Annotated in this window: 22 protein-coding genes, 2 tRNA genes and 2 pseudogenes; 13 read left to right on the top strand and 13 right to left on the bottom strand. The window is 62.4% G+C overall.

Translation table 11 applies throughout. The features are described 5' to 3' along the window. Positions 1–115 (top strand): annotated as a pseudogene (locus tag C8264_RS16585) (IS5/IS1182 family transposase); the annotation flags it as partial. A 48-nt stretch (positions 116–163) separates the two neighbouring features. Continuing rightward, entirely contained in the window at positions 164–577 is a 414-nt protein-coding gene (locus tag C8264_RS16580; protein WP_108462080.1) for a hypothetical protein, read from the top strand. Between the two features lie 136 nt (positions 578–713). On the opposite strand, the pseudogene C8264_RS16575 reads toward C8264_RS16580, so the two are convergent. Next, a pseudogene (locus C8264_RS16575) lies at positions 714–1,252 on the bottom strand (cysteine hydrolase family protein). A 95-nt stretch (positions 1,253–1,347) separates the two neighbouring features. On the opposite strand from C8264_RS16575, the gene C8264_RS16570 reads away from it, so the two are divergent. Beyond that, positions 1,348–2,292 carry a GlxA family transcriptional regulator gene (locus C8264_RS16570; RefSeq protein ID WP_108462079.1) on the top strand — a complete coding sequence of 315 codons (945 nt, stop codon included), beginning with the start codon at positions 1,348–1,350 and terminating at the stop codon, positions 2,290–2,292. Positions 2,293–2,315: 23 nt separating this feature from the next. On the opposite strand, the gene C8264_RS16565 is transcribed toward C8264_RS16570, so the two are convergent. After that, positions 2,316–2,525 carry a hypothetical protein gene (locus tag C8264_RS16565; protein WP_108462078.1) on the bottom strand — a complete coding sequence of 70 codons (210 nt, stop codon included), beginning with the start codon at positions 2,523–2,525 and terminating at the stop codon, positions 2,316–2,318. A 13-nt stretch (positions 2,526–2,538) separates the two neighbouring features. Further along, the gene (locus C8264_RS16560; protein ID WP_108462077.1) at positions 2,539–3,336 is read right to left on the bottom strand and encodes a glutaredoxin family protein; all 798 of its coding nucleotides are present in this window, start codon (positions 3,334–3,336) and stop codon (positions 2,539–2,541) included. Positions 3,337–3,392: 56 nt separating this feature from the next. Between C8264_RS16560 and C8264_RS16555 the strand changes: the two genes are divergently transcribed. Both C8264_RS16555 and C8264_RS16550 read left to right on the top strand, forming a co-directional pair. Beyond that, positions 3,393–3,797 (top strand): MerR family transcriptional regulator, encoded by a 405-nt coding sequence (locus C8264_RS16555; protein ID WP_108462076.1) that lies wholly within the window; start codon positions 3,393–3,395, stop codon positions 3,795–3,797. A gap of 344 nt (positions 3,798–4,141) precedes the next feature. Next, a complete protein-coding gene (locus C8264_RS16550; protein WP_108462075.1) occupies positions 4,142–7,336 on the top strand; it encodes an AsmA family protein in 3,195 nt (1,064 codons plus the stop codon). Between the two features lie 39 nt (positions 7,337–7,375). On the opposite strand, the gene C8264_RS16545 is transcribed toward C8264_RS16550, so the two are convergent. Then, a tRNA-Gln gene (locus C8264_RS16545) sits at positions 7,376–7,450 on the bottom strand. 176 nt (positions 7,451–7,626) lie between these two features. On the opposite strand from C8264_RS16545, the gene C8264_RS16540 reads away from it, so the two are divergent. Further along, positions 7,627–7,703 (top strand) — tRNA-Pro (locus C8264_RS16540). A 53-nt stretch (positions 7,704–7,756) separates the two neighbouring features. Here the strand turns inward: C8264_RS16540 and C8264_RS16535 are convergent. Together C8264_RS16535 and C8264_RS16530 are read right to left on the bottom strand one after the other, a co-directional pair. Beyond that, on the bottom strand, positions 7,757–8,434 hold the full coding sequence (locus C8264_RS16535) for a spermidine synthase (RefSeq protein WP_108462074.1): 678 nt from the start codon (positions 8,432–8,434) through the stop codon (positions 7,757–7,759). A gap of 67 nt (positions 8,435–8,501) precedes the next feature. Beyond that, positions 8,502–9,113, bottom strand: coding sequence for a biotin transporter BioY (locus C8264_RS16530; protein WP_108462073.1), 612 nt, complete (start codon positions 9,111–9,113; stop codon positions 8,502–8,504). A 97-nt stretch (positions 9,114–9,210) separates the two neighbouring features. Between C8264_RS16530 and C8264_RS16525 the strand changes: the two genes are divergently transcribed. Further along, positions 9,211–10,110 (top strand): MBL fold metallo-hydrolase, encoded by a 900-nt coding sequence (locus C8264_RS16525; RefSeq protein ID WP_108462072.1) that lies wholly within the window; start codon positions 9,211–9,213, stop codon positions 10,108–10,110. A gap of 157 nt (positions 10,111–10,267) precedes the next feature. Here C8264_RS16525 and C8264_RS16520 read toward each other — a convergent pair whose 3' ends face one another. The 4 genes from C8264_RS16520 to pdxH form a co-directional block, all read right to left on the bottom strand. Next, the gene (locus tag C8264_RS16520; protein WP_108462071.1) at positions 10,268–11,083 is read right to left on the bottom strand and encodes a DUF1499 domain-containing protein; all 816 of its coding nucleotides are present in this window, start codon (positions 11,081–11,083) and stop codon (positions 10,268–10,270) included. Positions 11,084–11,156: 73 nt separating this feature from the next. Beyond that, a complete protein-coding gene (locus C8264_RS16515; RefSeq protein ID WP_108462070.1) occupies positions 11,157–12,305 on the bottom strand; it encodes a M48 family metallopeptidase in 1,149 nt (382 codons plus the stop codon). Next, positions 12,305–13,522, bottom strand: a complete 1,218-nt coding sequence (locus C8264_RS16510) for a YjgN family protein (protein WP_162783702.1) — start codon at positions 13,520–13,522, stop codon at positions 12,305–12,307. Before C8264_RS16510 ends, C8264_RS16515 begins: the two co-directional genes overlap by 1 nt. Before the next feature lie 34 nt (positions 13,523–13,556). Continuing rightward, the gene (gene pdxH, locus C8264_RS16505; protein ID WP_108462067.1) at positions 13,557–14,180 is read right to left on the bottom strand and encodes a pyridoxamine 5'-phosphate oxidase; all 624 of its coding nucleotides are present in this window, start codon (positions 14,178–14,180) and stop codon (positions 13,557–13,559) included. A 105-nt stretch (positions 14,181–14,285) separates the two neighbouring features. Here pdxH and C8264_RS16500 point away from each other — a divergent pair, with 105 nt between their 5' ends. Then, entirely contained in the window at positions 14,286–15,233 is a 948-nt protein-coding gene (locus C8264_RS16500) for a DnaJ C-terminal domain-containing protein (RefSeq protein WP_108462102.1), read from the top strand. A 219-nt stretch (positions 15,234–15,452) separates the two neighbouring features. On the opposite strand, the gene C8264_RS16495 is transcribed toward C8264_RS16500, so the two are convergent. Beyond that, complete coding sequence (locus C8264_RS16495; protein ID WP_205245706.1) at positions 15,453–16,382, bottom strand: L-threonylcarbamoyladenylate synthase; 930 nt, start codon at positions 16,380–16,382, stop codon at positions 15,453–15,455. A gap of 98 nt (positions 16,383–16,480) precedes the next feature. Between C8264_RS16495 and C8264_RS16490 the strand changes: the two genes are divergently transcribed. Genes C8264_RS16490 through C8264_RS16475 form a run of 4 tightly spaced genes read left to right on the top strand, consistent with a single transcriptional unit; the run spans position 16,481 to position 19,024 of the window. Beyond that, entirely contained in the window at positions 16,481–17,428 is a 948-nt protein-coding gene (locus C8264_RS16490) for a histone deacetylase family protein (protein WP_108462065.1), read from the top strand. Between the two features lies 1 nt (position 17,429). Then, positions 17,430–17,681: an exodeoxyribonuclease VII small subunit gene (locus C8264_RS16485; RefSeq protein ID WP_425430690.1), complete on the top strand. Its 252-nt coding sequence runs from the start codon at positions 17,430–17,432 to the stop codon at positions 17,679–17,681. 18 nt (positions 17,682–17,699) lie between these two features. Then, positions 17,700–18,290: an SCO family protein gene (locus C8264_RS16480; protein ID WP_108462064.1), complete on the top strand. Its 591-nt coding sequence runs from the start codon at positions 17,700–17,702 to the stop codon at positions 18,288–18,290. Continuing rightward, entirely contained in the window at positions 18,287–19,024 is a 738-nt protein-coding gene (locus C8264_RS16475; protein WP_108462063.1) for a TlyA family RNA methyltransferase, read from the top strand. Before C8264_RS16480 ends, C8264_RS16475 begins: the two co-directional genes overlap by 4 nt. On the opposite strand, the gene aroC is transcribed toward C8264_RS16475, so the two are convergent. Further along, entirely contained in the window at positions 19,021–20,136 is a 1,116-nt protein-coding gene (gene aroC / locus C8264_RS16470; RefSeq protein ID WP_108462062.1) for a chorismate synthase, read from the bottom strand. The genes C8264_RS16475 and aroC overlap by 4 nt on opposite strands. A 52-nt stretch (positions 20,137–20,188) precedes the next feature. Then, entirely contained in the window at positions 20,189–20,806 is a 618-nt protein-coding gene (locus tag C8264_RS16465) for a histidine phosphatase family protein (protein ID WP_108462061.1), read from the bottom strand. A gap of 163 nt (positions 20,807–20,969) precedes the next feature. Here C8264_RS16465 and C8264_RS16460 point away from each other — a divergent pair, with 163 nt between their 5' ends. Continuing rightward, on the top strand, positions 20,970–22,385 hold the full coding sequence (locus tag C8264_RS16460) for an FAD-binding oxidoreductase (RefSeq protein WP_108462060.1): 1,416 nt from the start codon (positions 20,970–20,972) through the stop codon (positions 22,383–22,385). Positions 22,386–22,419: the final 34 nt, after the last annotated feature.

Below are 22,419 nucleotides of genomic sequence, written 5' to 3'. Positions count from 1 at the left end.
GTTCGGCAGACTTAAGGACTGGCGGCGCGTCCACACCCGTTACGACAGGTGTGCCCACACCTTCATGTCTGCAATCTGTATCGCCGCAACCGTCATCTTCTGGATCAATCAATGAGTCCTGAGCCTAAGAGTGACCGGCTAACATTTGCGTAAGGATGCAATTATGTTGAATAAAATGCGGTTAATACAAATTACTGCTATCTTCTCCTTGTTGCTCACGTCGCCAGCAGTGATGGCGCAGGAAACATGCTTCTCGCTCGACACTGCTTTGACGGTCGTCCGTGCGCAGGAATATGCGCCGCTGATTGCCCAAGCCGCCGAGGGTACGACTCCTGAACAGGTTGAGTTTCTGTCCTTTGTGGAAAGCGGCCGTTGGAGTGTAGTTTATGCGGCCACGCCGGTTGCCGATCCCGGCTACTTTTTCTTCGAGAAAGTTAGTGGAAAGAACCAATTTAAAGATGTCTGGTCTGGCATGGCCGACCCGTCCGAGCAGCCCGAACTAGTGAAGTGGGCGGAAACACTAGGTGCGCCGACCGAATTGGCTACTTGCTTCGCGGAAACCGCCGCAGCGGAATGAAGTTTAGCGATGCCTGGAGGAAACGATCCAGGCATCGCCCTCGCAGCGGATGCCTGCCTGCACTGCCGATGGCAGCTTTCGAGGGCTTGCACCTAGCCGGCCGCACTCGGCTTGGTTGGTAGCTCGCGGTTGCCGATCAGGCGGTAAATTCCTCAGTGCTGATCACGGTCCCGTAGGCGAAGGCCAGCGCCGCCATGATGGACGTGTGCACTTCAGCGGCGGGAGCAGTCACGCCGCCGAACTCGAGGTCCCGGTTGCACAAGCATCATGCACTGTCGTGGTGGCATAGCCGAAGTCATTGGCGGCACGGGTGGTGGCATCCACGCACATATGGCTCATCGCCCCGATGACAACCACGTCGGTTACGCCGTTAGCATCGAGGATGTCCCTGAGGTTGGTGTTGCGGAAGCTGTTTGGGAAGTTCTTCACGATTACCGGTTCGTCCTCAGCCGGTGCAACGCTCGAGTGGATCTCGACGCCTTTGGACCCCGGTACGAAGATCGAGGCACCCGGAGCTTCGTGCCGGATGTTGACGACCAGGTCACCGCCCTCACGGGCAGACGCAATGACCTTTGCGGCGTTTGCTACTGCGTCTTCGATCCCGACCAGCGGCAGGGCGCCGTCTGGAAAATATTCGTTCTGGATGTCGACGACGAGGATGGCTCGCTTGCTCATGGGGTGTTGTCTCCAAATTGAGTGACTGCAATCTGACGCAAGATTGCCCCTTGCCCCATTGGCGAAACCGACATATTTCGGGTCAGGAGCGACAAATGAACCAGATATTCGAGATCGGCATCATCATATATCCAAACGCGCAGGAAGCAGCGGTGCTGGGTCTTGCCGATATGTTCGAGATCGCCAACGGTATCGCGGGGACTGCGGCGCGGTGCCTGCATGCATCGCGTTGGCAACTTGATGAGAACAATGGTGAGCTCAACCGCTTGGGAAAAACCAGCGGAAAGACGCCTGCCGCCCTGCTGGTGCCGCCCGGCAAAGGGGCGCCCATTTCGGCTGAGATTGGCCGGTCCTACGGCGAGCCCCTCCGCACCTTCCACGCTTCGGGCGGGACTGTGGCGTCGGTTTGTGGCGGTTCGTTCCTCCTGGCAGAGGCCGGGCTACTCGAGGGCCGCACTGCTACCACTCATTTCGCGTTTCAGGAGGAGTTTCGGCATCGCTTTCCCAAGGTGAAGCTCGCCATCGACCGGCTCATCGTCGACGACGGGGACATCATCACCGCCGGCGGCATGATGGCCTGGACGGACCTGGGTTTGAAGCTGGTCGACCGATACCTGGGATCAACGGTGATGCTGGAGACCGCCCGCACCCTGCTCATCGATCCGCCCGGCCGTGAGCAGAGCTACTATGGCACTTTCGTGCCCCCCTTGAACCATGGTGATGCCGCTATATTGCCAGCACAGCATTGGATGCACTCGGCATTCCCGACGGACATATCGGTCGGGGCGCTGGCCCGGAAAGCCGGTTTGGGTGAACGCACCTTCCTGCGCAGGTTCGGCAAGGCCACTGGCATGACCTCGACCGACTACCTGCAGCAGGTGCGGATCAACAAGGCGCGTGAGATTTTGCAGTTCAGCCAAACACCCATAGATCAGGTTGCCTGGGAGGTCGGATACTCCGACCCTAGCGCCTTCCGGAAGGTGTTCCAGCGGATCGTCGGGCTGACACCCAACGATTACCGCCGCCGTTTCCATGCCTGACGATCGAGCAAGGCACGGGAATGTCACCCGACCGAGAAACCTCGTCTTTGCGAGCGGTGATCAGCAAGCCTGCAATCACCGCTGCGATGACCATGATACAGGCTGCCATGATCAGGGCTGCGGAGTGTGGCGATTGAATCGTCGAGCACCAGCATCAGTTGTGCCGTGGCGACGACCAGAAGGGAAAGGCCGAGGGTGTGTGCCCCCGGCCCGGTAGTGGTGGTCGTCGTCATGGTGCCATCCTCCCTACATCGCGTGAGCGGCGACCGCCGGGATGATTCCAAGGGCGGAAAGCCCCATCCACACCGCCATGGCGATCATCATCAGGTTCTCCGTCAGCGACACGAAGCCGAGTGGGACGTTGCTCGACCCGCCCACGCAGGCACACTTGAGTTCACGCTTGTCGATATAAACGGCCTTGAACACCGAAGCTGCGCCGACCGTCCCGATGAAGAGGGCGACGGGCACCGACAGCCAGGTCAAGGCACCGGCGACCATCAGCACGCCCGCAAGCCCTTCGGCATAGGGATAAATGTAACTGTAGGGCACCCATTTTTTGGCGAGCAGGTCATAGTTCAGGAACATGGTCGCGAAGCTCTCGACGTTCTGCAGCTTCAGCAGTGAGAGGACGACCATGGAGAACGCGATGAACCATTCCGCGGCCCGCAGCGTGAATGGATTGTCGGTGACGGCATAGCTGGCTGCCATGGCCGTCAGCGCCGTCATGATGAACAGCACGATCACAGGGCGGTAGGTGGTCGCTTTCGGGTCAACAACGCGCTTGCCCAGGAACCGTCGGGTGTCATCGTGACCACCGATGCGGTTGCCATCGATGAAGACCTGGGGCGTAGTTTTAACGCCATGCTGCTCCTTAAACCTGTCCGTTTCTTCGCGGGTGGTGAGGTGATGATCCTCCACCTCATAGCCCGAACGCTGGAGCAGGTCCTTGACCTTGATGCCGTAAGGGCAGGTATGATCCGGCATCACCATGCGATAGATGACAGCCTTCTTTGCCGTCGATGAAGGGTTGGTTCGATCCAACATTTGAGTGCCTCGAGTGGTTGTTGTATCCGTCGTGGCTCTGATATAGAGTCCGTACCATGGTACAGAGTCAAGACCCCGGAACACTGACAATCGGCAAACTCGCAGCAGCCGGAGCTGTGGGTGTCGAAACCGTCCGCTTTTACCAGCGCAAAGGCCTGCTTCATCAGCCAACGCGCGAGAGCGGTTTTCGTCACTATGGTTCGGAAGATGTCCGGCGACTGCGGTTCATTCGCCAAGCCCAGGCGGCTGGCTTTACGCTCGAAGAGATCAAGGAGTTGCTGGAGTTGGACGCTGGCGAAGATCGCGCCCGAGCCAGAGAACTGGCCACGAGCCGAATTCAGGCGCTCAACGACAAGATCGCCGATCTGCAACGAGCACGGAATTCTCTCACAAAGCTGGCACATGACTGTGGTGAAGGCAGCAGCGGACCTTGTCCCATCCTCACCTCCTTTGAGGTGTGAGTAGTGGGTCTCGTTTGCAGCTTAGATGTCAGCTTGCAGGGTGCTTCCAATGTTTGGGATTGTCCCCTTAGCGTTTAGCTGGACGATGCGCCGAGGCAAATCCCACGACGGAAGCCGTGTGATGAGCTCCCCTCTTGTCCTCGTTCTAGCTGCCATCGTCGCTGGCCCCTCCCGCTCTCCCGCCGCAGCAAGGTGCATCGGACGTATCAGCCTTCCATCACTCGATACCCTACGTCGCCAGCCATGTTTAGCGGTGCTTAACCATTAATTCGAATACTGCCAGCCGACGGTGAAATCGGGTGGGGGGCGGTCGTGCCTGCCTAGTAGGCTTGAAAGGCTTGGGGATGAAAAAGGTCTTTGTGGCGGTGGCAGTTGTTGTCCTCGCCCTGCTGGGATTGGTTTTCCTGCTCCCGCTTGCGCTCAGCTCCGACACCTTGAGAACTGCGCTTGCCCACCAATTGTCCGAGGCGTCGGGCGCCGAAATCACGCTCAATGGTCCGATCCATTTCTCGGTGATTCCCGATTTCGGCGTCGTCGTCGAAGACCTTGCCTATGCGACGGCGGACGGCGCCGTTTCAGTGACAGCCGCACGCTCGGTTGCCTCGGTCGAGGCGATGTCCCTCTTCTCCAGTCAGGTCCGAATCACTGGTATCGAGCTGCAAAGCCCGCGCATTGTCCTTGGCGATGCCGCCGTCCCAGTCCCACCCGCAGCAGAACCGCAGCCAGCCACAGCGGAGGGAGACGATATTTTCAAGGTCATCGCCGGTTTTCTTGAAAGACTGTCGATCGATCATGTCGTGATCGCCGATGGCGAAGTCGCCCGGAACAGCGCCGGAACCCTCGAGCCGATTGCCCGCGGCATCGAACTCCGCCTATCCGTCCCCGGCATCAGTGAACCGGCTGCGCTTGCCGTCTCGGGCACGATGAACGGCAACAGAATCGAGCTTGCGGCCAATATTGGATCGCTGCGGGACCTGCTTGCTCGCCAGCCCGCAGAATTTTCTCTTGCAACGAAAAACGAGCAGCCGCTTCATCCGGCCCTGGCCGATTTGGGCGCATCCGGCAGCATTCAGCTGGCCGATGACGGCAGTTACCGCATTACTGGCGGCGAGATCGCCAGCCTCGGCCAGAAGATGCGGCTGGACGTCAGCTACACCCCCGGCGACCGCCCCTTCGTCATGGCAAGGATCGCCGCAGGCACGCTCGACTATTCCGATTTTCAACCCGCAGAGACGACCCCTGCCGACGCGTCGGGCGAAGCGGCCAGCGTGCCCGATAGCGGCGGCCCCGATCTTTCCCCCCTGAGAAATATCGATGCCGATATCGAACTGCGTGCCGATGCCTTGCAGGCCGGCGAGGCCATTGCTCGCGACGTCGTCATCGGGGCGAAGCTCCAGAATGGTCAGCTCGATACAAGCGTGAGTTCAGGGCAGATTGCGGGTGGCAGCCTGACCGCCAGCATGCTCATGGACGTCAATGCCGACATTCCCCAATCGAGCGGGGCGCTCAATCTTGCGTCCATCGACGTCGAAAGCCTTATGTCGCTCGCCGGACAAGCGGCCCCCGCCACCGGCCGGCTGTCAACGCAACTGCAATATGCATTTCGGGGAGCCGATGCCGATGCCATTCGCGACTCGGTTAATCTGCGAGGGGAAGTATCCATCGCGGATTGGCGGATCGAACTTCCACAGCTTGAGGCGTTCGCAGGACCAGGCGCGGGTGTCGTCGATACGCTCAATGCGACGGCACAGATCGAGGATGTCCTCCAGCCGCTCGGCCTCACCGGCACGGCCCGGTGGAATGGGGAGGCTGTCAGCTTCTCCACCTCGCTTGCATTATCGGACCTGCTGTGGGGACAGCCGGTTGGTGTGGCTGCCGACTTCAAGTCGCAACCGCTCAACGCCAATTTCTCTGGAACGGTCGCGCCCGACGGCGCAACGTCCGGCAAAGCCGCCATCTCTGCGGCTTCGCTAAGCCGGACACTTGGCTGGTTTGGCCAGGATACGGGAACTCCGCTCGGGCAATTTGCCTTTTCCGGTGGCATTTCGGTCAGTAGTGCAGAACTCGCCTTGACCGAAGCCACCATCGCTCTCGATGACATGCATGCCAAGGGTTCGCTTTCGCTCGCCACGACCGGCAAGCCGAAAATCACCGCGGCCCTGTCCGTCGACACGCTGGATTTCAGCAAGCTGACCGGCGCTGGCGGTGGCGACGCAAGTGCAGCGGCCGCTGGCTCCGGACCGGCCGCCATTGACCTCTCCATCTTGCGCCAATTCGATGCCGATATTCGCCTCGATGCCAATCAGCTTGGCTATGGCCAGGTCAAGGCAGGTCCAGCCACGGCAACCCTGTCCATCGCCGACGGTGTCGCCAAACTTGTCGTTCCGCAGGCGGGCTTCTATGAGGGCACCGTAACCGCAAGTGTGACAGCGAACGGTGCTGGCGAAGTGCCGGCCATCGAACTTGCCGCCGGCTTGGACGGCGTGCAGGCTCTGTCGCTCCTGACCGCTGCCGCGGGCTTCGATCGCATCGAAGGCGGGCTCAAGGCCAGTGTTCAGGTGTCCGGTTCGGGCGCCAACACTCAGGATTTCGCCCGCTCGCTCAATGGTCCGGTCAATGTCGTCTTTTCCAACGGCGCCATACGCGGCATCGACGTGGCAGGCCTGGTTCGCAATGTGCAGTCGCTGATTGCTGGCGGATATAGCGAAAATAGCGAGGCCAAGACCGAGTTCACCGAGCTTTCCGTCGCCGTCGATATCCAGAACGGGGTTGGCCGTACCCAGGATATTCGCCTGCTTGGCCCCTTCGTGCGCATGAGCGGGCAAGGCAGCATCGATCTTGCCGCGCAAACGATCGATATGCGGATTGATCCGCGGGTGGTCGGCTCGCTCGATGGGCAAGGCGGCGACTTCGACGTTTCCGGCCTTGGCATGCCGATCCTCGTCAAGGGCGCATTGTCCGCGCCAAGCATCTATCCCGATATTTCCGGCATTTTGGCCGATCCAAACCGGGCGCTGCAGGCACTGTCGCAACTCGGCGGCGGCGTTGGCGAATTGGCCAATGGTGCAACGGGCGCGGTCGACGGGCTTGGCGAAGCGCTTCGCGGCAAGCCTGGTGCCGTGGTGTCGGACCTGATCGGCCAGTTGAGCGGCAGTACGGGAGAAACCAGCACCAACGGGGCGCCCTCTAGCAGTCAGGGTCTGCTGAACTCCGTACTCGGCGGGGTATTGGGCCAACAAGTGCCTGGAACTGCGCCGGCCAGCGCACAGACCATTTCGCCACTGGGGCAGCCTACGCAACCCGTCGAGGCAAGCCTGGGAGGGAATGCACCGGCTCACCCGCCGGCAGCGACCATTCCGCTTCCGAGAGCAGATCCACGCGCCGGGTCATCGATTGTGCCGACACCAGCACCAGAACCCGAGCCCGCAGCCACTCTGACCGACAGGCTTGTCGACAACATAGTGCCGCAACTCGCCCCGCAGACCGATGATGACACCACCGATTTGATCAAGGGCCTCATCCAGCAGGTCGGACAGTGAACCCCTAAACGAGCTTCTCACAGCGGATCAGGTAAAAGTTGGCTGGGGTGCCAGGATTCGAACCTGGGAATGCCGGTACCAAAAACCGGTGCCTTACCGCTTGGCGACACCCCAACTTGGCGCGGTTCGTACACGGTTTGCTTGGGCTGTGCAACATGGCCGTTGCACCTTCGAAAAAGCGTTGTACAGCCGCTTGAACAGCGCTCCGGGCGCGGCTATAACCCCGCCCAGACGCCAGCGGCATGGCACCATTTGAGCCTAGGTCCGTTACTCTTTCCTGGCGTCCCTGACGGAGTATAGCGCAGCCTGGTAGCGCACCTGCTTCGGGAGCAGGGGGTCGAGTGTTCGAATCACTCTACTCCGACCAATCAAGCCCGGCCTCCCAGGAGGTCGGGCTTTTTGTTGCTTCGAGCTTCGAAACTACCCCGCTTTGCGCGCTAGCCAGATGTGGTGGCGCTCGCCTTTGCCGGCGCGGGCGCGGACCTTGGCTTCTTCGACGGCGAAGCCGGCGGTGGCGAGGCGTTTGGTAAAGGGGGCGCTGGGATGGGAGGACCAGACGGCCAAAACGCCGCCGGGGCGCAGGGCGCGTATGGAGCGGCGAAGGCCCTGGACGGTGTAGAGTTTGTCATTGCTGTCACGCGTCAACCCTTCGGGGCCGTTGTCGACATCGAGCAGGATGGCGTCATAAACCGCCTCTCCGTTCAGCAGCGCGCCGACGTCGGATTCCCTAATGGTCAGGCGCGGGTCCGAGAGGCTGTCGCCGAACACTTCGGCCATGGGGCCTCGGGCCCAGGCGACAACTGCGGGAACCAGTTCTGCCACGGTTACCCGAGCGTCGGGGGGCAGAATCGCAAGGGCCGCGCGCAGGGTAAACCCCATCCCCAAGCCGCCGATCAGCATGTGCGGGCGCTTAACGCCCGCGAGCCGCTCGAAGGTCAGGCTGGCCAGCGCTTCTTCGGAGCCGCTCATGCGGCTGTTCATCAGCGAGACCGGACCGGCCATGATCGAAAACTCGGTGCCACGCTGCAAAAGGCGTAACTCGCCCTCTCCGCCGGGGACGACAGCCGAATCGAGGAAGGTCCAGGGGGTGACGGCCATGCTTTCGTCTCCGTAAAAACAACAAGGCCGGCCACCGGGGCCGGCCTTGCACTATGGTTTGGCTGGATCAGCGCTTGCGCAGCTGGCCCCAGATGCCGCTGACGGTCAGCGCGGCCAGCGCCATCTTGAGGATGTCCCAGACGACGAACGGCTGGACGGCCTTGGCGAAGGCAGAAGCGACGACATTGGTCTGGTCGAGCCACTGGGCCTGGCCGGACAGCAGCAGCAGCCAGGCAAAGCCCAGCACGAATAGCGCTGCATCACCCACGAGCATGGCGCCGAACAGCGCCAGCGGCTTGCCCGAAGCGCCCTTGTCGGCGGCGTAGCCGATGATGGCGGCCATGACGAGGAAGCCCAGCAGGAAACCGCCTGTGGGGCCCACGAGATAGGCGAGCCCGCCGCCGGTGGCGAACACGGGCAGCCCCATTGCGCCTTCCAGCAAGTAGAGCGCCACCGTGGCAACACCGATGCGCATGCCGAAGGCTGCGGCGAGGGTTGCAACAGCAAAGCCCTGCAGGGTCACCGGAACGGGCCATACCGGCACGTTGATCTTGGCGCAGATGGTGATGAGCAGCGTGCCGAGCACGACTGTTGCGAGATTGGATGCCAGCTTGGCGACATCGCCCTTGGGCTGATAAAGGCCAAGGAGCGTGTTGGGCGTGGTCAAAGTCACCGCCATTTCATACCTTCCGTGCTTGGGGCAAACCGGTATCCCCGCGCGGGATACGCATCAGCCTGCGTCGCCACTTTCTTAATCCGCCCACCCAATGAGTGCAATGGCCGCCCCTCTCGTCTTCGATAAGCAATTCGATCCACAGACGGGACAGCTTGTGCCCGTCACTGAGGGCATCGCCCGCGTGACGGCACCCAATGCCAGCCCCTACACCTTCACCGGCACCAACAGTTTCCTTTTGGGTCATGATAGGTTGGCCATTCTCGACCCCGGCCCGGATGACGATGCACACATGGACGCGCTGCTGCGCGCGGTCGCCGGGCGGCCGGTGGATGCAATCGTGCTCACCCATACCCATCGCGACCACAGTGCACTCGTCCCCCGACTGGCCCAAAAGCTCCGTGCCCCCATCTGGTTCGGCGGCCCGCACCGGCTTTCGCGCCCTCTGCGGCGAATCGAGCGCAATCCGCTGCGCCGCTCCGGCGACTGGTCCCTCGTGCCGGACCGGACATTGCTGGATGGGGAGAGCATCGTCGCCGGTGATCTCACACTCCACGTCCACGCAACCCCCGGCCATTGCGCCAACCATCTGGCGTTCGGCTTCGGCGATATCCTGCTGAGCGGCGATCACGTGATGGGGTGGAATTCGACGCTGGTGGCAGTCCCCGATGGCTCCATGGCCGATTATCTTGCCTCCCTCGACAAGGTCATCGCCCTGCCCTATCGCCGCTATGTGCCAGCGCATGGTGCTCCGATTACCGATGGCCCAAGCTACGCGCGGGCGCTGCGTGCACACCGCCACATGCGCAATGAGCAGATCATCGCCGCTGTCCGGAACGGCGCCCGCACCATCCCCGCAATCGTCGCGGCGATCTACCCCGACCAGCCATTGCCCATAAGACGCGCTGCCGGCATGACCGTGCTGGCGCATGTGGAATATCTGGCCGGCAAAGCCCCGCTGCGCCTCAGCCACGGCCTCTTCGGCACGCGAGTCCGCCCTTAGAGCGCGTCGCTCTTGATTGCCTTCACGCGAAGGGCTCTGAGGCCTCATGGTGAGCCTGTCGAACCACGAGATCGAGCAGGTGGAGGCCAGGTGCCACGACCTCGTCCTTCGACAAGCTCAGGATGAGGTCTACTGGGTGAAACCGGTGCGACTAGCTTTAAGCCGGTGGCGGCTCGACCTCACCCTCCGGCTCGGCGGGCGCGGGATTGTTGGCATCGGGGTTTTCCAGCAGCAACGCGGTCACGGCCTCATCCAGCGCCCTCAGAAAGCCCTCAATGCGGCGGCCATTGCTGCCGAAATCATGTGGTGCATTGAGCGATACCGAGCGCATATCCACCGTGGCGCTCACCCGGTCGCCGGTGACGCGCACGACAGCCTCCTCGCGCCATCCCGCCCATGTGACGATCTGGGCGTTGATCTGCCCCGCGATCCCCTCTCCGGGTTCACGCTGGAACCGAATGTCCCAGCCATAATCCTCGATCTGCTGCCGCGCGAGGCCAAAGGTCAGCGTCTGGCCCAGCGGATAGGTCCGGGTCGCCACATTGGGAAAAATCACCTGCTGATCGGCCGCCGACAGCATTTTGGGTGGGGGCATGGCCGCCGTGCCCGGCTCGAACACCAGCGGCAGCAGGCCCCGATCAGTCGTGCCGATATCGGTCACTGGCGGATACTGCATTGCCAGCGCGCCATAGTAAACAAAGGGCAGCAGGCATAGAAGCCCCAGCGCCAGCCCCTGCAAAGCCTTGCTCCAGCCCTGGTCGCCCGTCCGCCACAAGCGCACGAGCGCGCCCAATGCCGTCAGCACCGCGGCCAGCGCCACCAGCCCCGCCAGGGCGGCCGCCGCGAGGAACAATTCGCCGCCGACCAGCCTGAACCGGTGCAGCAGCACGGAGATGACGACCAGCGGCACGGCCACGCTTCCCAGCCGGCGCGCCCAGATGGCGGATTTCGATGTGCGGATCAGAATACGCAAGGTGCCATCGCGAGTTGGTCGGCGTCTGCCGCTATGTACAAGCCCCTCGATGAACGCCGGGTTTCCGCCGCGCTCATTTGTTCTGTTCCCTTGATCGAAGGTAGGGATCGCCGCACATATTGCGAATGGCGTCCCACTCGGCGGATGAAAACGGCGGCTCCAATCCGGCCGGACGCTCTGCCGCCAGGATTTCCAGCGCAGCCTTGCGGTCTTCGGTCAGCGGATGGGTGCTGAACAGCGCCAACGCCCGCGCAAACCGGTCGTCTTCGCCCACTCGGCCAATGAGGTCAGCCAGCCCGGCAGGATTGAAATCCAGGCGCTGTGCGACGCTTGCCGCGTATCGGTCCGCCTCCAGCTCCGACACACGGGAAAACCGCGAGTCGATCAGCGTAGCGCCAAGACCGGCGGCGACGGACAACCCGGTCATGTCGCCCAGTATGAACCCGATCAGCGCACCAGTCCCGGCCGTCGAGATCAAATGCTCCAGACCATGCCGATAAACGACATGGCCGATTTCATGCGCCAGAACGCCTGCGAATTCATCCGGGCTGGTTGCGCGATCAAGCAGCGCCGAAAAGAAATAGATCCGCCCGCCCGGAACGGCAAAGGCGTTGGGAATATCCGATCGCACCACCCGGATATCAAGCTCGAAGGGGGACCCCGAACCGTTGAGCGCCTCCCGTCCGAACCGGGTCAGCGCCCGGTTGGCGAGGCTTCTCGGATCGGGATCACAGACCGGTAGTCCACCGCTTTCAACCAGGCTCGCTTCCATCTGCGTGGCAACTGTTTCCCCCAGCGATTGTTCCCAGGCAGCCGGCACAAGGCCCGCGATACGGCCGGCCAGCACAGGCACGCCAAAAAGATAGGCGACGATGACCGAGGCCAACGCGACAGTTGCCGTCACGGCGATCCGAACTTGCCGTTGCGTCTCCTGCCGGCGCTTGTGGTGCAGAACCGGCAGCGTCGCCATGATCCTGCCGATATCCTTGTGGCCTTCGACAATGACCCGCGCGCCCGTTGGCTGCCGGTTTGCAGCCAGCCGTAGCACGTCTTTAGGCGCATGGACTGCGTAGAGTTCGGCTGCCGGCCAACGCGCCAGTTCGCTCCCCTGCCCTGCGTCGCGGACGATCAGCGTTCCCTCCTCGCCGCGCCGTTCGTAGTCGAGTTCCACGAGGTGCACGGCAGCACTCAGGCCATCATGGAAGCGGCCGGGAATACCCATCAATAGGCTCCCACATTGAGTGCATCGGCCAGCCCCTCGCCGACCAGCGCCTTGTCCTCGTCGCGGGCCTGTACTCCACCGAGATTATCGAGGCCGGAGATCACCGCGCCGTGCGCCACCAGCTTCCAGTAGCCAAGCCGAATGAAGACTTCCCGGTTCAGGCTGAACGCGCCCAGGATCAGCAGATAACCCGCAATGATGGCTGCGACAGTGGCAAAGCTACCGCGCAGATTGCCCAGGAAAGCCTCCATATCAAAACTGCCGCCAGCGAATGCCTCGCCCGCCACCGCCCCGAGCACAAGCAGGCCGCCCACCAGCAACAGGCAAACAGTAATGGTCAGCCCAAGGGTGAAAAGCAGGTAGATCCAGAAAAGGCTCCGTGCCGAAACGCCCACAGTGAGGCGCGCCGCCTCCAACTCGATCGAGGAGAACATGCGCGTCACCTCGCGCGATTGGTAGAATAGCGCCACCAGTCCGCACAAAAGGGCTGAAATGGCGATGGGGACGAACCCGGCCGGGTTGAGCTGCGCTCCATCACCGGGCCAGACATCCAAGCCGATCCCGGCAACCAGGCCGATGCCGCCAATAAGCAGCACGGCGACATAGCTCGTGTAATAGGGCCAGGCGAGTTGCCTCCAGCTCCCGGCGAAACTGAACTGCCGGTCACCGTACCAGCTATGCCGATAGCGATAACGCCAGAGATTGGCAGCCATGAATGGGTAGACGAGGCCGCCCGTAAAAACCATCAGGACCGACCAGCCGAAGCGGCGAAAAGCGTACCCCCAGGCGCTGCCGGTCTGATCGAATCTTATGCCCCGCCACAGCGTGCGTGACAGGCGAAAATCGCGCCCGCGATAGATGGCATAACCCACAAGGAACCAGATGAAGATGCCGATCCCGCCATAGCCGACAAACGCGGCTTCAGTGGATAGGGTCGAGAGGTAGAAGAACAACCCGTAAAGCGGCACGAACACGGCCAGCGCCATCAGGAAGCCCAGCAGCAACTGGCTCGCATTGCCGGTATATTCCAGCCGGTCGCCGCCGATATCGGTATGGGACCAATAAAATCTTCGCCGCCAACTGGTGAGCCAGAAGCGATAGAGACCAATGGTGGGGACAAGCAGGCCATAGCCGCGCAACAGGATGGCGCCGAGTTCGCGGCGGCTGCCCGAAAAGACGACCTGAACCGGCTCTCCGCTCCCCTGCTCTCCAACCATAGGCGGCCCTCCCAGGCGGTCGAGAGACCCGGTTTTACGGATAAAGCCGTGCGCTTGCCCAGCCTGCGCCTTGGCGGGTGAACCGCACCCGATCATGCAGCCTGAATTCGCCATCCTTCCAAAATTCGATGCTGGTGGGCACGATGCGATAGCCGGACCAATGCTCAGGACGCGGCGCTTCGCCCTCCCCGATCATCGCCGCCAGCGCGGCCACTTCATCCAGCATCACCGCACGGCTTGCGACGGGCCGCGACTGCTTTGACGATGCTGAAGCAATGCGGCTGTTCTTGTGGCGTGTCGCGAAATAGGCGTCCGCTTCAGCTGGCGAAACCGGCTCCACCGGGCCGCGCATCCGCACCTGCCGGCGCAAGGACTTCCAGTGCATGACCATCGCCGCCTTAGGATTGGCCTGCAATTGGCGCCCCTTGGCGCTCTCGAAATTGGTGAAAAAGCAGAAGCCGCGTTCGTCGCGCGCGTTGAGCAGCACCATGCGAACGTCCGGCAGGCCGTCCTCATCGACCGTCGCCAGCGCCATGGCATGGGGGTCGTTGGGTTCGACATCCTTGGCCAGCGCAAACCATTCCTCGAACACGGCGAACGGATCGAGATCGGAACGGTCACCGTCGTCGAACAAGCGTTCCGTCAAGGTTTGCAACATTTTAGTGTATCCCTTCGTCGCGCGAAACTGGACATTGTCCGGGGCCATAGCCATATAGGGCACGAAGATTGGGCTAAGCAACGCCCCCAATATTGAATGGACAACATGCGCGATCCTTATACCGTGCTTGGGGTGCCAAGATCGGCAAGCGAGAAGGACATCAAGTCCGCTTATCGCAAGCTGGCCAAGAAGTATCACCCCGACCAAAATCCGGATGATTCTGCTTCGCACGGCAAATTTGCCGAGGCGACCAATGCCTATGACCTGCTCAACGACTCCGAGAAACGGGCCCAATATGACCGCGGCGAGATCGACGCCGATGGCAACCCGAAATTCGCCGGCTTCAATCCCGGCGGTGGCGGCGCCCGTGGCAGTCGTACCGCCCAAGGCGGCTTTTCGGCCGAAGACATTCTCAAGGAATTCATGAGCGGCTTTGGCGGCCAGCAACGTGGCGGCCCCAGTCGCGGACCGAACGGCGGCGCGCAATGGGACCCCTTTGCGGGTGCAACCGCCGGCGCAGCCGGGGCCGGCGGCGGTGCACGCCTCAAGGGCGACGACATCATCGTCAATGCCACCGTGTCACTGGAAGATGCCCACAAGGGTGGCTCCATCCCGGTGCGCATGCCCACGGGCAAGGTGCTGTCGGTCAAGCTTCCCGAGAAGCTCGAGGAAGGCCAGCAGATCCGGCTCAAGGGCCAGGGTTCTTCTGGCCTCGGCGAGCCCGGCGACGCCCTCGTCACCATCCGGTTCGAAAAATCCAAACAGTTCCGCCGCGACGGCGCCGACCTGCGCACCGACGTCGCCATCACGCTTTATGAAGCTGTCCTGGGCGCCAAGGTCCGCGTGCCGACGCTGGATGGATCGGTCGAACTAAACCTGCCGCCGGGCATCGACACCGCCAAGGCCCTCCGCCTCAAGGGCAAGGGGCTCTACAGCGACGGAGATTTGTACGTCAACCTCAAGATCGTGCTGCCCCCCGGCGGCGATCCAGACCTCGAAGCCCTGGCACGCTTCATGCGCGACCAGAAACCCTACAAGGTCCGGGACAACTAAGGCACACCGCACCGCGCAGGGTCCCCCAGTAGACCTCATGGTGAGCCCGTCGAACCACGAGGCCGTGGCACCAAGCCGAAGCCCTAGCTTGTGTAGACTCCTGGCACGGCGCTGCCTTCCCTTCTCCCCTGAGGGGAGAAGGTGGCCCGTAGGGCCGGATGAGGGGTTCAGCGGTGGTGTTCCTGCCGTGAAGCTTCACTAAAAGAACCGGCACACAACCTAGCCCCCTCTAGGTGCCGCAGCCCGGGCCAGGCGGTCATTGATCGCCTCGCCCAATCCCACATGCGGAATCGGCGCCACGGCAATCATCCCTGCCCCCACGGCATCCAGCTCGTGCAGCATGGAAAACAGGTTCTGCGCCGCTTCCCGCAGATCGCCCGCTTCCGACAGGTTGCGCATGGGCCCCTCAAAGGACCGAGACCGCCCAAACGCCAGATAGGCCTCACCAGCATGCGGCACCGCATCGAGCCGGATCTGCGCGTTGGGCGCATAATGGCTCGCCATCATTCCCGGAGAAGCAATGGCCGAACCCTTTTCCGCCACGTCCACCGCGACGCCCAGTGCCGCTTCGATCTCCTCCCGCGCCAGCGCACCGGCACGCAGCTGCACCAGCCGGTCCCCCTCGACGCGGATGATCGTCGACTCCAGACCTGCCCGGCACGCTCCTCCATCCAGTACCGGCACCCTGCCGCCGAATCCGTTCCAGACCTGCTGCGCCGTGGTCGGCGAGAGCTTACCCGATGGATTGGCCGAAGGCGCCGCCAGCGGGCGCCCCACAGCCCTCAGCAGTTCGAGCGCGACCGGATGGTCCGGCACGCGCAGACCAACCGTGTCCAACCCCGCCGTCGCAACATCGGCCAGTCCATTGTTCGGCTTGGCCGGCAACACAATGGTGAGCGATCCGGGCCACAGTGCAGCAAGCCGCCGCGCCAGAGGGGAAAACTCTGCCAGCGTTTCCGCCATCGCCAGATCGGCGCAGTGCATGATCAGCGGATTGAACCGGGGGCGCCCCTTGGTCTCGTAGATAGAGAGAACCGCATCCGCATTGGTCGCATCGCCGCCCAAACCGTAGACGGTTTCGGTCGGAAATGCGCAGACCTGTCCCGCGCGCAGCAACTCTGCGGCCTGGGCGACCGTTTGGGTGTTCATGTTCTGTTGGATACCGCTCGTCAGCATGGCGGTTGTTTGACAATGCCGCTTGTGCGCGTCAAGACGCAGCGACGAATCAACTGGAGCTTAACCCCCGCGTGACCACCCTTCTCGTCAGCCAGACCAACTTCGCCGACCACGTTACGCCCCAGGGTCACCCTGAGTGCGCAGACCGGATTCGCGCTGTCGAAGAGGCCTTGTCACGCTCGCGTTTCGATAACCTCATCCGCAAGGAAGCCCCAAGCGGGGACTTGATGCTGGCCGAATTGGTCCATGATGGCAAATATCTGGAGATCTTGCGCCAAGCCCGCCCCGCGGAAGGCATCGGCCAGATCGACGCCGACACCTTCGTTTCCGCAGCCTCCCTGTCGGCCGCCGCAACAGGTCTCGGCGGCGCGCTCCTGGCGCTCGAGGCCGTCCTGCTCGGCCAGGCCGACAACGCCTTCTGCGCCATTCGCCCACCCGGTCACCACGCCGAAATCGCCCTCCCAATGGGCTTCTGCCTCATCAACACCGCCGCCATTACCGCCCGCGAAGCGCAACGAAAATACGGCGCCGAGCGCATCGCCATCATCGATTTCGATGTGCACCACGGCAATGGCACGCAGGACATTTTCAAGGCGGATTCAACGGTCTTCTACGCCTCAACCCATCAGATGCCGCTGTTCCCCGGCACCGGACGGGCCGATGAAACCGGCGTCGGCAACATCAGCAACGCGCCGCTTGCCCCGAACACCGACGGGCAAACCATGCGCGCCGCCTATCTCGAACGCATCTTCCCCGCCCTTATCGATTTCTCCCCCGACTTGATCCTGATCTCTGCCGGTTTCGACGCCCACGAGCGCGATCCCCTTGCCCAACTCAATTGGCAATCGAGCGATTATGGCTGGCTCACCGGAAAGTTGATGGATATCGCCGAGCGCTGCTGCGGCAACCGCATTGTATCGCTTCTTGAAGGTGGGTATGACCTCAAGGGCTTGGCCGGCGGCGTATCCAACCATGTCGCCGTGCTGATGGATGGCGCAGTGGGGCGCCTCGACGACTAGGATGATAGCCATGGCTGACAACGACGACATCAAGACCCTCAGCTTCGAAGCGGCCCTTGCTCAGCTTGAAGAAATCGTCGGCAAGCTGGAATCCGGCCGTGCTCCGCTGGCCGAATCCATCGCCATCTATGAACGCGGTGAAGCGCTCAAGGCCCATTGCGAAACCCTGTTGCGGACGGCCGAAGCGCGCATCGAAAAGATCACGCTAAGCCGCGACGGCAAGCCCACCGGCATCGAGCCGCTGGACGCCTAGGACCAGTCAGGAAAACCCATGTCCATCCGTACGTTCCGCATCATCCTGTGGGCGCTGGTTGCCGTCGTAGCCATCGGGGCGACAACGCTTTTCATCGTGCGTCCGCCCTCCCGCCCACTCGGTGTCACCGGTCAGGAATTCGCGCTCAACTCGACGAAGGGAGGCGCGTTCACGCAGGATGAACTGCGCGGAACACCAAGCCTGGTGTTCTTCGGCTTCACCTTCTGCCCCGACGTATGCCCCACGACCCTGGCCGAAACCACTGCCTGGCGGTCCGAACTCGGCCTGTCCGAAGACGATCTGCGCATCATCTTCGTCTCGGTCGATCCCGAGCGGGACACGCTGGCCATGGTCAAGGACTATGTGGAAGGCTTTGATCCCTCCATCATCGGCCTCGTCGCCAGCAGTCTCGAGCAGACCGAAAACATCAAGAAAGCCTTCGGCGTGTTCTCCGAGAAGGTCGGCGAGCCGGGTGATCCGAACTATTTGGTCAACCACACGGCCCTCACCTTCCTGATCGATGAAGACGGCAGCTTCGAGGGCACCGTTGCCTATGAAGAAGACCGGGAAACCGCCCTCGCCAAAGTCAAACGCCTGGTCCAGGGATGAGCGAGCGCATCAGGCTGGATCTGGCCCTGGAGCAGCGCAGCCTGGTGCCGAGCCGCGCCCGGGCCCGTGACGCGATCCTGCGCGGAACGGTGACCATCAACGGCGTCACTGCGGTCAAGGCCAACCAAATGGTCGGCCGCGAAGACAAGCTGGCGCTCAGCGATCCCGCAGCAAACTATGTTTCCCGCGCGGCCCTCAAGCTGGTGGCGGGGCTCGATGCTGGCGCCATAAAAGTCCAGGACAAAACCTGCCTCGACGTTGGCGCATCCACCGGTGGTTTCACGCAGTTGCTCATGGAGCGCGGCGCGCGGAAAATCTATGCCGTTGACGTGGGCCACGACCAGCTTCACCAGCGACTCAAGGGCAGCGATCGCGTTGTGAGCATGGAAGGCGTCAATGCGCGGGACCTGGACGCCGAAACGATCCCGGAACCCATAGATCTGCTGGTCTCCGACATCAGCTTCGTTTCGGTGACTAAGGTGCTGGCGGCCCCGCTGGCGCTCTGCGCCGCAACAGCCGATGCCGTGATCCTGTTCAAACCACAATTCGAAGTGGGCCGGCAGAATGTCGGCAAGGGCGGCATCGTAACCAGCCAGGAAGCAGTCGATACCGCATTGACAGAGGTCATTGCCTTCATCGAGCAACAGGGCTTTCAGCACCGGCTCGCGGTGCCCTCGCCGATCAGCGGCGGCGATGGCAACCAGGAAACCGTGCTGGTCTTCAGCCGCGCTTAGTTCCGCTCAAACCCTACCGCACCATAACGCCCCGTCTGCCCGCGGTGGCGCAGCGCGTGGTCGGCCAGCACCAGCGCCATCATCGCCTCGCCCACGGGTACCGCCCTGATACCCACGCACGGGTCATGCCGCCCCTTGGTGATGATATCGGCATCCTCATTTGCGGTGGTCACGGTCTGGCGCGGCGTCAGGATCGAGGATGTCGGCTTCACCGCGAAGCGGCACACAACGGGATCGCCGTTGGAGATGCCGCCCAAAATTCCCCCGGCGTGGTTGGACAGGAAATAGGGCTTGTCCTCGCCTGCCCGCATCTGGTCGGCGTTCTCGATGCCGGTAAGGCTCGCGGCTTCAAAACCGGCGCCGATCTCCACGGCCTTGACCGCATTGATGCTCATCATGGCCGAAGCCAGATCAGCACTGAGCTTGCCATAGATCGGCGCGCCCCAGCCGGCAGGCACATTCTCGGCCACGACCTCGATCACGGCGCCGACGGAATTGCCAGCCTTGCGGATGCCATCGAGATAGTCGGCCCAAAGGGCTGCTGCCTGCGCATCGGCGCAAAAGAACGGGTTCTGGTCGACCTGGTCCCAATCGAAATTGTTGTAGTCGATCTTGTGCGGCCCGACCTGCACCAGGCTTGCACGGATTGAAATGCCGGAAAGCACCTGCCGCGCCACCGCGCCTGCAGCGACACGGGCTGCGGTCTCCCGGGCCGAAGTCCTGCCGCCGCCGCGATAATCGCGAATGCCGTATTTCTGGTCATAGGTGAAATCGGCATGGCCGGGGCGGTATTTGTCCCGGATGTCGGCATAGTCCTTGGAGCGCTGGTCGGTATTCTCGATCAGCAGCGAAATGGGCGTGCCGGTCGTGCGCGGGCCATCGGTGCGCTCGTCCTCGAAAACACCCGACAAAATCTTGACCTCATCAGCCTCCCGGCGCTGCGTGGTGTATTTCGACTGGCCCGGCTTGCGCCGGTCGAGATCGCGCTGGATGATCTCCGGCGTCAGCACGATGCCGGGTGGGCAACCGTCGACGACCACCCCCAGCGCAGGTCCATGGCTCTCGCCCCAGGTCGTGAAGCGGAAAAGATGCCCGAAGGTGTTGAAAGACATGGCAAGGCCCCGTGTTACGCCGCTTTCTAGGCAGCAGCCGCCGTCAGGTCAATCACGGCTGGGACTGCAGCATCTCCATGAAGCCAGGCTTGAAGTGCATGATGACGTCTTGCGGCGGCGCCCAATTGACCACTTCCACGATTGGCGCGCGCTCGATCAGGACCCGCAGCGTGCGCGCTATGCCGCCATGCGCCACCACCACCGAGGGCCCCTTGAGAACACTGGAAAATTCCGCCAGCCGCGTCTCGACGTCGCGATAGTTCTCGCCATTCTCGGGGCGGAATTCCCAATAATCTTCCTTGCGTTCGCCCGGGGCCACCGCCATCCCAGCCGGCAAGTGCTCGAACAGTTCGCCTTCGAGAATGCCGAAGGATATTTCCATCAGGCGAATGTCGTATTTGACCTCCGGCAGCGAACCCTCGAAGCCGGCCCGCACCCGCTCCATGGTCTCGCGCGTGCGCCCCAAGGGCGAAGCGTGCCACTCGAAATCATTGGGATTCAGGCCGCGCGAAGCAAACAGCGCAGCCAGTGCCCTGCCATTCTGGTCGGCCTGGCCGCGGCCCTTTTCGTTGAGGGGAATGTCGCGGCGTCCCTGGTAGCGGCGTTCCGCGTTCCACTGGGTTTCGCCATGCCGGATGAAATAAATTTCCGGCCAGAGATTATCGGTCATTGCTTTGTTCGCGCCGGGAAAGTCGCGTCCTTGAAGGCTGGTACGGCTACCCTACTGGATTCGCCCGGGAGTGCCAGCCGTGCGACCTAATAACGTGCGCGATGCTTGTCCTCGGCCGAACAAGTCGCCATTCTTAGGCCTACCTCGCACACCTGGTTTCCCTATGCCCCTTCCCAGCTCTCAAATCGTCTCCGACCTCATCGCTCTGATCGGAGGCAATGCCGTGATCGGCGAACCCGAACGGATGGGCCTCTACCTCAACGAGCCCCGCAAGCGCTTCCACACCAAGGCTGCGGCCATCGCCTTGCCGGGCTCGGTGGGGGAAGTGCAGGCAATAATGCGCTGGGCGAACGAGAACGAAGTAGCCGTCATCCCCCAGGGTGGAAACACCGGACTTGTCGGCGCCCAGGTACCACTGCGCGGCGACGAGATTATCCTCAGCCTCGCCAAGCTCGACCGCATTCGCGCCGTCGACACGGCTGCCGGCACGATGACGGCGGAAGCCGGCGTGATTCTGGAAAACGCCCACAAGGCAGTCGAAGCCGAAGGCACCATTTTTCCGCTCTGGCTGGGCTCGCAGGGCTCGGCGCGCATTGGCGGGCTGCTTTCGTCCAACGCCGGCGGCGTCAACGTCCTGGCCTATGGCAACGCCCGCGAGCTCACCATGGGCGTTGAAGCCGTGCTGGCCGACGGGCGGCTCTACCAGGGCCTCAATTCGCTCAAGAAGGACAATACCGGCTACGATCTCAAAAACCTGCTGGTAGGCGCCGAGGGAACGCTGGGCATCATCACGGCAGCAACGCTCAAGATCTATCCCAAGCCCGAGGATTTCGAGACGGCGCTGGTCAATATCGCCAGCCCCGATGTTGGCCTCAAGCTGTTCGAAGCCATGCGCGAACGCATCGGCGCGCGACTGAACGCGTTCGAAATCGTGCCTGCGCTTGGGCTGGAACTACAGCTGCGGCATGGCTTCCTCGACCGAAACCCATCCGCAGGCCCGTCGCCCTGGTATGCCCTCATCGAAGTCTCGCGCATGAAGGGTGGGCCGGAGGGCACTCTGCTGGCGGCAATCGAAACTGCCTTTGCCGAAGGCATGATCGACAATGCCGTCATGGCTGAATCGCTGGCGGACCGAACCCACATGTGGGCATTCCGCGAACAGATGAGCGAGGTGCAATCCAAGGAAGGCGCCTCGATCAAGCATGACGTTTCGGTGCCGATCGCCGCAATTCCCCAGTTGATCGCCGAGGGCGTCACTGCCGCCGAGCGTCTGTTCCCCGGCATCCGTCCGGTGCCGTTCGGCCACATGGGCGACGGCAATATCCACTTCAACTTCAGCCAGCCGGTTGGCGCCGACGGCAAGGCCTTCATGGCCGAGGCCGACGAAAAGCTGCACGAAGTGATCTACGAAATCGTCCTGCGGCTTGGCGGATCAGTGTCCGCCGAACACGGCATCGGGCAGTTGAAGGTAGACCTTTTGAAACAGGTCAAGGACCCCGTCGCACTCAGCATGATGGGAGCCATCAAGGCGGCGCTGGACCCCAAAGGCATCCTCAACCCGGGCAAGATGCTGGGCTAAGCCCAGTGACCTTTTTGTGCCGTCTTGATCCCAC

It is taken from the genome of Devosia naphthalenivorans (genome assembly GCF_003056355.1).
GTDB lineage: Bacteria > Pseudomonadota > Alphaproteobacteria > Rhizobiales > Devosiaceae > Devosia > Devosia naphthalenivorans.
The sequence above is the reverse complement of the archived record's forward strand: the minus strand, read 5'-3'. Positions and strand labels throughout refer to the sequence as shown.